The sequence below is a fragment of the Sphingomonas sp. 10B4 genome (assembly GCF_035019905.1).
Taxonomy (GTDB): Bacteria; Pseudomonadota; Alphaproteobacteria; order Sphingomonadales; family Sphingomonadaceae; genus Sphingomonas; species Sphingomonas glacialis.
Window position 1 is genome coordinate 1 of sequence record NZ_JASJVC010000093.1, and the last position, 10,565, is coordinate 10,565.

At 67.1% G+C, this 10,565-nt stretch carries 11 protein-coding genes and 1 tRNA gene; 6 read left to right on the forward strand and 6 right to left on the reverse strand.

Features of this window, described 5'->3' with window-relative positions; translation table 11 throughout:
* Both QN347_RS17375 and QN347_RS17380 read right to left on the reverse strand, forming a co-directional pair.
* Positions 1 to 499, reverse strand: a 499-nt coding sequence (locus QN347_RS17375) for a TonB-dependent receptor (protein ID WP_323494232.1), incomplete at its 3' end; no start/stop codon positions are given.
* Positions 500 to 543: 44 nt separating this feature from the next.
* A complete protein-coding gene (locus QN347_RS17380; protein WP_322159649.1) occupies positions 544 to 1,863 on the reverse strand; it encodes a hypothetical protein in 1,320 nt (439 codons plus the stop codon).
* A gap of 217 nt (positions 1,864 to 2,080) precedes the next feature.
* Here QN347_RS17380 and QN347_RS17385 point away from each other — a divergent pair, with 217 nt between their 5' ends.
* The gene (locus tag QN347_RS17385; RefSeq protein ID WP_322159647.1) at positions 2,081 to 2,422 is read left to right on the forward strand and encodes a hypothetical protein; all 342 of its coding nucleotides are present in this window, start codon (positions 2,081 to 2,083) and stop codon (positions 2,420 to 2,422) included.
* 124 nt (positions 2,423 to 2,546) lie between these two features.
* On the opposite strand, the gene QN347_RS17390 is transcribed toward QN347_RS17385, so the two are convergent.
* Both QN347_RS17390 and ald read right to left on the reverse strand, forming a co-directional pair.
* On the reverse strand, positions 2,547 to 3,374 hold the full coding sequence (locus QN347_RS17390) for a hypothetical protein (RefSeq protein WP_323494233.1): 828 nt from the start codon (positions 3,372 to 3,374) through the stop codon (positions 2,547 to 2,549).
* 294 nt (positions 3,375 to 3,668) lie between these two features.
* Positions 3,669 to 4,775 (reverse strand): alanine dehydrogenase, encoded by a 1,107-nt coding sequence (gene ald, locus QN347_RS17395; protein ID WP_133187357.1) that lies wholly within the window; start codon positions 4,773 to 4,775, stop codon positions 3,669 to 3,671.
* Positions 4,776 to 4,906: 131 nt separating this feature from the next.
* On the opposite strand from ald, the gene QN347_RS17400 reads away from it, so the two are divergent.
* The 4 genes from QN347_RS17400 (at position 4,907) to QN347_RS17415 (ending at position 8,126) form a co-directional block, all read left to right on the forward strand.
* Positions 4,907 to 5,347, forward strand: a complete 441-nt coding sequence (locus QN347_RS17400) for an Lrp/AsnC family transcriptional regulator (RefSeq protein WP_133187359.1) — start codon at positions 4,907 to 4,909, stop codon at positions 5,345 to 5,347.
* Between the two features lie 197 nt (positions 5,348 to 5,544).
* Positions 5,545 to 7,428: a potassium transporter Kup gene (locus tag QN347_RS17405; protein ID WP_240699092.1), complete on the forward strand. Its 1,884-nt coding sequence runs from the start codon at positions 5,545 to 5,547 to the stop codon at positions 7,426 to 7,428.
* Positions 7,425 to 7,952, forward strand: a complete 528-nt coding sequence (locus tag QN347_RS17410; protein WP_322159643.1) for a 2'-5' RNA ligase family protein — start codon at positions 7,425 to 7,427, stop codon at positions 7,950 to 7,952. The genes QN347_RS17405 and QN347_RS17410 overlap by 4 nt, the downstream gene beginning before the upstream one ends.
* Positions 7,953 to 8,049: 97 nt before the next feature.
* A tRNA-Met gene (locus tag QN347_RS17415) sits at positions 8,050 to 8,126 on the forward strand.
* A gap of 172 nt (positions 8,127 to 8,298) precedes the next feature.
* Here QN347_RS17415 and QN347_RS17420 read toward each other — a convergent pair.
* Both QN347_RS17420 and QN347_RS17425 read right to left on the reverse strand, forming a co-directional pair.
* Positions 8,299 to 9,339 carry an aldo/keto reductase gene (locus QN347_RS17420; protein ID WP_322159642.1) on the reverse strand — a complete coding sequence of 347 codons (1,041 nt, stop codon included), beginning with the start codon at positions 9,337 to 9,339 and terminating at the stop codon, positions 8,299 to 8,301.
* Positions 9,340 to 9,452: 113 nt separating this feature from the next.
* The gene (locus tag QN347_RS17425) at positions 9,453 to 9,902 is read right to left on the reverse strand and encodes a hypothetical protein (RefSeq protein ID WP_322159640.1); all 450 of its coding nucleotides are present in this window, start codon (positions 9,900 to 9,902) and stop codon (positions 9,453 to 9,455) included.
* 185 nt (positions 9,903 to 10,087) lie between these two features.
* On the opposite strand from QN347_RS17425, the gene QN347_RS17430 reads away from it, so the two are divergent.
* On the forward strand, positions 10,088 to 10,468 hold the full coding sequence (locus QN347_RS17430; protein ID WP_133187367.1) for a VOC family protein: 381 nt from the start codon (positions 10,088 to 10,090) through the stop codon (positions 10,466 to 10,468).
* Positions 10,469 to 10,565 lie beyond the last annotated feature (97 nt).

The window sequence follows — 10,565 nt, forward strand, 5'->3', positions numbered from 1 at the left end:
CGGCGAGCGCTGCGGCGGCGGTCTGCCCCTGCGTCATCACGCCCGCGCGGATCGTCGCGATATCGGGCACGCGCGTCACCCGCACCCCGCCGAGCCGATCCGCCGCAATCGCGTTGAACGGGATATAGCCGAAGAACGGATCGGCGAGCGGCACCCCGTCGAGCAGCACCAGCGCGCGGCTCGAGGCGTTGCCGCCGAGCGCGCGCAGCGTGACGCCTTGTGCTGAGGGATTGGCCGAGCGGCTGTCCGCGCGGCGGAATTGCTGGAAGCCGGCGACATCGAGCAGCACGTCCTCGACCCGGCCCGACGCATCCCCCGTCAGCCTCTCGCGCGAGATCGTCACCGAGCCATAAGCGGGCACCCCGGGCGGGACGGGCAAGGGCTGGCCCAGCACCACGATGTCGGGGCCGTCGCTTGGCGGTGGCGGCGCAGCCTGCTGCGCAAGCGCGGGGAGGGGCGCTGCAAGGGCGAGCAGCGGGAGGAGCGATACGCGATACATCGGTAGGCCAGACCTGATCGGAAGGAGATCGGCGCCGCCGCGCGTCATCCCGTCGGGACGACGCCCGGCATCGCCTGGAGCAACGACCAGCCCTCTGGCAGATAATCGAGCGACATGTAGAAATAAAACGCACACGACCCGTCGCCGCGATAGCTCGCGCCTTTCAGTATCCCGAGCGCGGTGGTGCCGCTGAACACCGGCGATCCGCTGTCGCCGCCCTTGCACGTCGGGCCCGACACCGTCACCCAGGTCGGCAGGCACGGCCCGCCGCACAGATCCCCCGCGGGCGCGAAATCGGTGAGCTGGACGAGCGCGCAGCTATAGCCGGTGCGCTCGCCACGATGGCACACGAAATCGCCCGCGCGCGTGCTCGCGCGGCCGCGGCTGCCCGTCACCGGGCGCAGCCGCGTCCGCGCGGCATCGGCATAGAAGGTCGGCGGTAACGGCCCGAGCGCCGCGTTGATCTGGACGTCGCGATAGCCCCAGCCCCATTGCCCGACAAAGCTCAGCGGCTCGATGCCCCCACGCGCACCGCGATAGTCGAGATGGTCGACGCAGTGCGCCGCCGTCGTCACCGCGCTGCGCACGCCGTCGGTGATGTTGAAGCCGGTGGTGCAGACATAGCGCCGCTTGTCGTCGGGGTTGAGCCCCTCGACTCGCGCGCCGCCCTCGGGCGAGAGGTTGACGTCCTTCTGGTTGAGCGCGCGGACCTTGACCGGCACGCCAGCGATCGCGCCGAGCCGCTGCTCGAGGCTGGCGGCGCCCTCGGCGGCGTCGCTGCTGCCGATCGTCACGACGAGCACGCCGGTATGCGGATCGAGCCCCATGCCGGGCGGGGTGCGCAAAGCGGAGCGGATCGCCGCCTGGTGGTTGGTCATCGCCCAGATCACCCGCTCGCGCGTCACTGCGGCGCCGGGGCGGAACACGATCGGCACCGTGATCCCGCCCGCGCTGACCTGCTCGGGCGCGACGGGGGCGGTGCCGGTGAGATTGACGACGATGCGATAGGCCGGCCGATGCTCGATCGCGATCCCGGCAAGCCGGTCGCGATACCGCTCGGCGATCGCATCGGTGACGGGAACGCTCGCATCCTGCACTGCCAGCCGTGCGATCGCCTCGCGTAAGGTGACCGCGAAGAGCTTGGCATATTCGGCGGCATCTTCCGCGCGGGCGGTGGCTGAGGTCTCGACGATCGGCAGCGCGACGAGCGGGGGCGGGGTGGTCTTGGTGTCGATCAGCGGGAATGCTGTCGCCGTGATAGCGGGAGGCTGCGCGATCTGCGTCGGGATGATCGGCGCGGCCGACTGCGCCCAGGCGCTGGCCGGGATGAGGAGAACGGCGATGGCGAGGGGGAAAATGCGCACCCTTGTATGATAGCGGATTGCCCGCGCGGCGGGAACGGGAAAGCGCTCGCGTGACGAGCGGGATGGCTGACGCGAGCCTGCCCGGATGACGAAACCGGACCCGCCGTTCGATCGCCATTTCTCGATTGCTTTGCCGTAGATGCAGGCGGATACTATCGCGAACACAAGCGGCTCTTGTACGCATTTCTCCATCACTGTCCGACAGGGAGTAGCTACGATGATCAAACTGCTGATACCTGGCGTGGCGGCGACGACCGCCGTATCCGCCAGCGCGCAAACGACTGTTCTCGACGGCGGAATGGGTGCCCCGAACTACAGCACCTATCGAACGTCGATCGAAAGCCTGAACGCCGCGCCGTCTTCCGAAACCCCGACGATGCGCGCTGCAAAGCTGGCGCGCGCCAACGCGCTCAAGGCCGAGGCCGAGACGTTGTTGCGCCAGGATGGCGGGACATTCACCCCCCAGCACATCGCGTATATCCGCGGCAAAGCCTGCGACATTCTCGGCCATTCGCGCGTCGAGATGGGAAGCCTGGTCCCGCGGCGCCGCTGCGTCTGATCGGCCGTCCCAGGCCGACCGCGGATCGCGTGGGGGGGCGGGCGAACACCTGGCGCCCCGCGCAGGAGGCTAGGGGCGAACACATCGCGGCTTCAACACCGCGACCGTCGCCCGCCGCGCGACATCATTTCAATTTTGCGGGCGTAATGCTGCTGCCCTGCACCACCCAGACCTGCTTGTCGGACGTGGCGACGATCACCGGCATCCTGAGGCTGTACGATGCAAAGACATGGATCTCGGTGGGTACGGGGTCGAGCAGGTGCGTAACCGTGACGCCGACCGGTTTGGCGCCGGCCGGAAGCTTCGGGATCGGCACGTTGAGACAGCTCACCGTATACGGGCGCGACGCAACCACGCTGCCGTCGGACGCCACGACGACGCGGTAATTCCCGCCCATCGGATAGGTCGTCGCATCGGGCATCGCGGACAACAGGTACACCGCGATCGGACCGCCGTTGCGCGACGGCAGGACGACGGTGTTGAACGGGAAAGCGGTGCAGGGCTTGTAGCCGCGCTCAACCGCCCGTGCCGCCGCCACGGTGCGAGCGCGCGCGAGGATCGCCTGATCTGCGCTCAACGCGACGGGGGTGGCGAGCAGTTCCTTGCGGACGACCTGACCGGCGCGCACATCGGCGACGAAGAACGCCCGCGCCGCGTCGCCCGCGCCGCGATAATAGGTGACTCGCAAGGTCTGCGGATCGGCCAGCTCGACGACATAGCCGCCGACTCCGGTGAGCTGGTCCTTAGGGACGGTCGCGGTCACCGCATCCGTGCTCGTCCAGGCCGCCCGGTCGAAAAGGTAAAGCAGACGGCCGATGCTGGCGGATTGGGCAACCCGCTGTTCGGCGGACGCGAGCGGTGGAGCGGCGCCGGGCAATGCCGGCGCGGCAGGCGGAGCGTCCGACGCCTGAACGCCGGCCGCGGCCAAGAATGCAGCGAAAATCAGTGACATCGTCTTCCCCCGATGGCCGGAGGCTGGACGAAGCCACGCGCGTTGGCAATGCCACTGCGGGCTAATATTTTGGGATCGCGGGCTGCGTCCGCCCGATCCGACAGGGCCGCTGTCCTACAACCCCGCGCCTGTGGTATACCTCTCCCGGCTCTTTGAAATCGCCGGCCCGCACGGTCGGCATTGGCACCAGAATGGAAATGATCGCGCTCGAAGATCGCGCGTCTTGGGGTCAATCGAGTCAACTAACTCGCTTCGTCGCAAAAGCGCCCGCCATCGCACGGCGGGCGCTCCCGATCAGCCAGCCCAAGCCTCGAACGGCAGGTCGAGCGCATCCGCCACCGCCTGGTGCCGGATCTTGCCCGCCGAGACGTTGAGCCCGTTGGCCAGATGCGCATCGGCCTGCATCGCGCCCTCGGCGCCGAGCGTCGCGAGCTTGAGCACGAACGGCAGCGTCGCATTGTTGAGCGCGAACGCCGAGGTCCGCGCGACCGCGCCGGGCATGTTGGCGACGCAATAGTGGATCACGCCGTCGACCTCGAACACCGGGTCCTCGTGCGTCGTCGCATGGCTCGTCTCGAAGCAACCGCCTTGGTCGATCGCGATGTCGACCAACACCGAGCCGCGCTTCATCGTCTTGAGCATGTCGCGCGTGACGAGCTTGGGCGCCGCCGCACCGGGAACGAGCACCGCGCCGATCACAAGATGCGCGCTCTTCACCGCCGCCGCGATCGCCGCGCGCGAGGCATAGGCGGTCTTGATCTGACTGCCGAAGAACATGTCGAGCTCGGCGAGCCGTGCATTCGAAATGTCGTAGATCGTCACGTCGGCGCGCATGCCGACCGCCATCTGCGCGGCGTTGACGCCCGAGACGCCGCCGCCGAGGATCGCGACCTTGGCCGGCGCCACGCCCGGCACGCCGCCGAGCAGGATGCCGCGGCCGCCTTGCTCCTTCTCGAGATAGTGCGCGCCGACCTGGATCGACATGCGCCCGGCGACTTCGGACATCGGCTTGAGCAGCGGCAGCGAGCGGTCGGGCGCGGTGACGGTCTCGTACGCGATGCAGGTCGCGCCCGACTTCATCAGGCCTTCTGCCTGCGGCTTGTCGGCGGCGAGGTGGAGGTAGGTGAAGAGCAAATGGCGCGGTTCGAGCAGCGCGATCTCGCTCGCCTGCGGCTCCTTGACCTTCACGATCATGTCGCTCTGCGCGAACACGCTCGCGGCGTCGGGCAGGATCGTCGCACCGGCGGCGACATAATCCTGGTCCTCGAAGTCGATGCCGAGGCCCGCGCCGGTCTCGACCGCAACGCTGTGCCCCGCGGCAACGAGGTCGGAGACCGAGGGAGGGGTCAGGCCGACACGATATTCGTGATTCTTGATTTCCTTGGGAACGCCGATGCGCATCGCAAACTCTCCTATTGAGTGCGGCCCTTGTACAGCAGCGCGCGCGGGAAGTGCGTGCAAACTCGCCCGCAAGGCGGGGCAGATCGGGATTGTATTGCAAAGCGTGCCGCGCCCGCGCAACAGCGTCCCGCATGGATACGATCGACAGCAAGATCATCGCACAGCTCGGGCAAGAGTCGGGGCTAACGAGCGAGGCGCTCGGCGAGCGCGTCGGCCTTTCGCCCTCGGCCGCGCATCGTCGCGTCAAGACGCTCGAGCAGCAGGGGATGATCCTCGGCTACCGCGCCCGCCTGTCGCGCGCCGCACGCGGCAATCCCTCGACGGTGTTCGTTTCGGTGACGCTGACCGACCAGCGCCAGGCGACGATGCAGCAGTTCGAGCAAGCGCTCGCGCGGACGCTGCAAGTCAGCGAAGCGCATTTGATGAGCGGCGAATCGGATTATCTGCTCAAGGTGCTGGTGCGCGAGGATGACAGCTACGAGCGGATCCACCGCGAAGTCCTGTCGGCACTTCCCGGCGTCCACCGCCTCGTCACGCAATTCACGATCCGCACGCTCGCGACCGAGGATTGAACGTGTCTGAACATGCGCTGTACATGGCGTTGCGGGGGGCATTGCCGCGTGCTATTGCGCCGCACCATCGGGACCGAGGCTTAGCCGTCATCCATGACCTATCTGCATGAAATCCGGGCAAGAACACCCTTAGCGTGACGACCACTCAGGCAAGTGCGGGCGGCCTGCCCGCCAATCGCGATTCGACGCCCGATACGATCGGCGAAGACGCCCCGCATCACGGCAAGGACGGTCTCGCTAAGCTCGCTTTGGGCGCGATCGGCATCGTCTTCGGCGACATCGGCACGAGCCCGATCTACGCCTTTCGCGAGACCTTCGCCGGGCATCACAAGCTCGCGCTCGATCCGGTCCACATCATGGGCGTCGTCAGCCTGATGTTCTGGTCGATGATGATCGTCGTCAGCCTGAAATACGTCACGATCATCATGCGCGCCGACAATAAGGGCGAGGGCGGCAGCCTGGCGCTGCTCGCGCTCGTCAACGGGCGTACCAAGAACAAGCGCTGGTCGCGCGGGATCATCCTGCTCGGCGTGTTCGCGACCGCGCTGTTCTATGGCGATTCGATGATCACCCCGGCGGTGTCGGTGCTGTCGGCGGTCGAGGGGCTCGCGGTCGTCTCGCCCGGGCTCGGCAATCTCGTCATGCCGATCGCGATGACCATCATCATCGCCCTGTTCTGGATCCAGCGCAGCGGGACCGCGCGCGTCGGGCTGTTCTTCGGCCCGATCATGCTCGTCTATTTCGCGGTGATCGCGACGCTCGGCGTGCTCAGCATCGTCAAGACGCCCGACATCCTCTGGGCGTTCTCGCCGCACTATGCCGTCGAGTTCTTCGCGCTCGATCCGCTCCGCGCGTTCCTCGCGCTCGGGTCGGTCGTGCTCGCGGTGACCGGCGCCGAGGCGCTGTACGCCGACATGGGACATTTCGGTCGCAACCCGATCCGCGTGTCGTGGCTCTTCGTCGTGCTGCCCGCGCTGATGATGAATTACATGGGGCAGGGCGCATTGCTCTCGCGGATGGGCCAGCCCGCGCTCGAGAGCCCGTTCTACATGCTCGCCTCGGACAGCCTCCAGCTCCCGCTCGTCATCCTCGCGACGATGGCCGCAGTGATCGCATCGCAGGCGGTGATCTCGGGCGCCTTCTCTGTAACGCAGCAGGCGATCCAGCTGGGCTTCATGCCGCGGCTGCGGATCGAGCATACCAGCGCGGCGACGGTCGGGCAGATCTACATTCCGCTGGTCAACTGGCTGTTGCTGACGATGGTCCTGCTGCTGGTGATCTTCTTCCGCACCTCGTCCAACCTCACGTCGGCCTATGGCATCGCGGTGACGGGGGCGATGTTCATCGACACCTGCCTGCTTAGCGTCGTCCTGTTCCGGCTGTGGAACTGGCCGGTCTATTATGCGCTGCCGTTGCTCGCGGTGTTCTTCCTGGTCGACGGCGCCTATTTCTCGGCGAACCTGACCAAGGTGCCGGCGGGCGGCTGGTTCCCGCTGCTGGTCGGCTTGATCATCTTCACGATCCTGACAACCTGGTCGAAGGGGCGGCAGCTGATGATCGACCGGATGCGCGAGGGCGCGATGCCGATCAAGATCTTCATCCAGTCGGCCGCCACCTCGGCAACGCGCGTGCCGGGCACCGCGGTGTTCATGACCTCCTCGCCCGAGGGTGTACCGCACGCGCTGCTGCACAACCTCAAGCACAACAAGGTGCTCCACGAGCGGATCATCCTGCTGACGATCAAGATCGCCGACGTCCCCTATGTGTCCGAGGGGCATCGCTGCATGATCGAGGATCTGGGGGCCGGCTTCCACCGTATGGTGCTGCGCTACGGCTTCATCGAGGAGCCCGACGTGCCGGTGGCGCTCGCCAACGTGCATCGCTGCGGTGCCGATTTCCGCATGATCGACACAAGCTTCTTCCTGTCGCGCCAGACGCTGCTGCCGTCGTCGCGCCCGGGGATGATGCTGTGGCGCGAGAAGCTCTTCTCGTGGATGCTGCGCAACGCCGAAAGCGCGATGGAGTTCTTCCGCCTGCCGACCAACCGCGTGGTCGAACTCGGCAGCCAGCTCGAGATTTGAGCGAGGTCGTTCCCGCGTCGGGCCCTGCGCCGATCATCGTCACCGCGCTGTTCGGTGCGGGCGATGCGGCCTGGTTCGATGATTTGCGCGTCCGGCACTTTCCGCCCGAGCGCAACCAGCTCAAGGCGCATCTGACGATGTTCCACCACCTCGCGCCGAGCCTCGAGCGCGAGCTCAAGCAGCGGCTCGCGGCGGAGACCAGCCGCGTGCGTGCGCCCGAGGCGCGGATCGCGGGGCTTATGTCGCTCGGCCGCGGTGTCGCGTTCCGCATCGAATCGCCCGCGCTGGAGGATATCCGCGATCGGCTCGCCGATGCCTTTTCCGCGGTGCTGACGCCGCAGGACCGCGCGGGCTGGCGGCCGCATGTCACGGTGCAGAACAAGGTCGAGCCCGCCGTCGCCAAGGCGCTGCAGGCCGAGCTCGCGCGCGATTTCCAGCCCCGCACCGTTCGCCTCGCGGGGCTGGCGAGCTGGTGGTATCGCGGCGGCCCGTGGGAGCCGCTTTCGCGCCATATGTTCGCTTGAGACGAAACCGGCGCAAAGGTGGGTTGACCGCCCGGATGCGCCTACTTATAGCCCGCGCCTCGTACACAGCGGCACGCTCCGGTTTAGCCGGGGCCACGGCGAAGTAGCTCAGTTGGTTAGAGCACGGGAATCATAATCCTGGGGTCGGGGGTTCAAGTCCCTCCTTCGCTACCATCCCTTTTCATGTGTAGTCGTTAGCGCGGCATATAACGGTCGTCACCGCGGGCTCGTCGTGGGGTCTACTGGGGTGCGCGCGATGGCTCCGGCGGTGGGCCCCGGGACAAGCCCGGGGTGACAGTGGGTCCTAATGCACGGCTCGCCCGCACCGACGAACCGGGCGCGGGCGTCAGCGCATCTTCTCGAGCAGCGTGCGGCGATATTCGCCCTGACGCTCGAACATCCAGCCGGGATATTCCGCAGGCAAAGCGCTCGTCTCGCCGAGCTTGGCGAGATCGTCGGACGACAGTTCGACCTTAGTCGCGGCAAGATTGTCGGTCAGCTGGTCGGGCCGCTTGGCGCCGACGATCACGCTCGACACCGCCTTCTGGTGGAGCAGCCAGGCGAGCGCCACCTGCGCGACCGACACGCCGTGCGCCTCGGCGATCGGGCGCATCACGTCGATGATGGCATAACCGCGATCCTTGTCGATCGGCGGGAAGTCGAAGGTCGCGCGGCGGCCATCGGTCTTGCTCTCGTCGGCGCGGTCATATTTGCCCGACAGGAAGCCCCCCGCGAGCGGGCTCCAAACCATCAGCCCGACTTCCTCCGAGAGGAGCGCGGGCACGATCTCGCGTTCGAGGTCGCGGCTGGCGATGGTGTAATAGGCCTGGAGCGAGGCAAAGCGGTGCAGCCCGAGCCGTGCCGATTCGCCGAGCGCCTTGACGATCTGCCACGCCGCCCAATTCGAGATGCCGATATAGCGGACATGGCCATGCTGGACGAGCGTATCGAGCGCGCGCAGCGTCTCTTCGATCGGCGTGGCGGGGTCGAAGCCGTGGATCTGGTAAAGATCGATATGGTCGAGCTGGAGCCGCTTGAGGCTCGCCTTGCACGCGTCGATCAGGTGATAGCGCGATGCGCCGCGCGCATTCGGGCCAGCGCCCATCTCGCCGAACGCCTTTGTCGCGACGACGATCTCTTCGCGCTTGAGGCCGAGGTTGCGGATCGCCTGGCCGGTGATCTCTTCCGAGCGGCCGTTCGAATAGACGTTGGCGGTGTCGATGAAATTGATCCCGCCATCGATCGCGACGCGGACGAGCGCATCGGCGTCATCCTGGCCGAGCTGGCCGATCTTGCCCCACATGTCGCCGCCGCCGCCGAAAGTCATTGTGCCGAGGCACAGTTCCGAGACGAACAGGCCGGTGCGGCCAAGCTTATTGTAGCGCATGGAGTTTCCTTCCGAAGCCGCCCGCGGAGCGTGGGGCAGGCGGTCCTCGCATTAAAGCATGACGCGCCGAATGGCTCCAGTCGCCGGGTTGCCGGCGGCGGGTAGTACGCGGCCTAATCGCGCAAATCTGGAAACAGCGCTTCGATCTCTGCCTGCAAATCGCTCGACCCGGCGCGCAGCCCGAATTCGTCCAGCAGCGCGCGGACCAGGCGAATGCGAACGGGGCCGAGGCCCGGCATCGTCTCGAGCCCGGGCTGGTCGCGATCGGCGATTCGATCGGCGAGATCGCCGAGCGTGCGGTATCCGGCGCGGGTCAGGATCCCGCGCAGTCCAGCGGGCAAGGCGGACCGGCCGACCGGAAAGTCGCGCGGGGTCGCGCCCGGCATCGTCCGGTGCAAGCGCGTCTGCCCGGCCTTCTCGCGCTTGAGCGTGCGGCGGATGTGGCCGAGCTGGCTCGTCGTCAACGCCAGCCGACGCCCGATCACGCGATACGGCACGCCTTCGGCGCGGAGCGCACGCGCCGCGGCCAGATTGGCGCTGACCTGTTCGAGTTGGCTGAGCATAAGCGAGCGGCGTTCCTGCGGTAGCAGTGGAGATAGGGCGTGGGCCGGCGTTCCGACAAGCGGCGTGTCGTTTCCGCCCAGGCGCGCGGGCAGCGCGTGCACAGGTGTCTTTCGTGTCCGCGGCAAATGCGCTAGCCGCGACGCACTGCCGCTGCACGGTGCGCGGCGCAATCACGGAGCACGCTATGTTCAGCCACGTCATGGTCGGATCAAACGATCTCGAGGCCTCGCGCGCATTTTATGATGCGACGCTCGGTGCGCTCGGCGCCAAGCCCGCAGTCGAAAACAGCGGTCGGCTCGTCTATATGCACGCAGGCGGGCTGTTCATCGTCACCAAGCCGATCGACGGTGCGGAAGCCTGCCACGCCAATGGCGGGACGATCGGCTTTGCCGGTGCGTCGCCCGAGCAGGTCGATGCGTGGCACGCTGCCGGTGTCGCGGCAGGTGGCACGCCGATCGAGAACGATCCCGGCGTGCGCGAAGGCGGTTTCGGCAAGCTCTATCTGGCTTACCTGCGCGATCCTGCCGGGAACAAGTTGTGCAGCATGTATCGCATCCCTGCCTGATCTCGCACGGCGCGGTCTTGCGCGCTGTCTTCGACCTCCCATCTCATTGGCCGGCCCGCTGCTCCCCTAGAGCTGTCTCTTATACACATCTGACGCA

Coding starts and splice junctions, on each gene's coding strand:
- QN347_RS17425 (WP_322159640.1), bottom strand. CDS start 9,902: ATGCTCAGCCAACTCGAACAGGTCAGCGCCAATCTGGCCGCGGCGCGT.
- QN347_RS17420 (WP_322159642.1), bottom strand. CDS start 9,339: ATGCGCTACAATAAGCTTGGCCGCACCGGCCTGTTCGTCTCGGAACTG.
- QN347_RS17390 (WP_323494233.1), bottom strand. CDS start 3,374: ATGTCACTGATTTTCGCTGCATTCTTGGCCGCGGCCGGCGTTCAGGCG.
- ald (WP_133187357.1), bottom strand. CDS start 4,775: ATGCGCATCGGCGTTCCCAAGGAAATCAAGAATCACGAATATCGTGTC.
- QN347_RS17430 (WP_133187367.1), top strand. CDS start 10,088: ATGTTCAGCCACGTCATGGTCGGATCAAACGATCTCGAGGCCTCGCGC.
- QN347_RS17385 (WP_322159647.1), top strand. CDS start 2,081: ATGATCAAACTGCTGATACCTGGCGTGGCGGCGACGACCGCCGTATCC.
- QN347_RS17400 (WP_133187359.1), top strand. CDS start 4,907: ATGGATACGATCGACAGCAAGATCATCGCACAGCTCGGGCAAGAGTCG.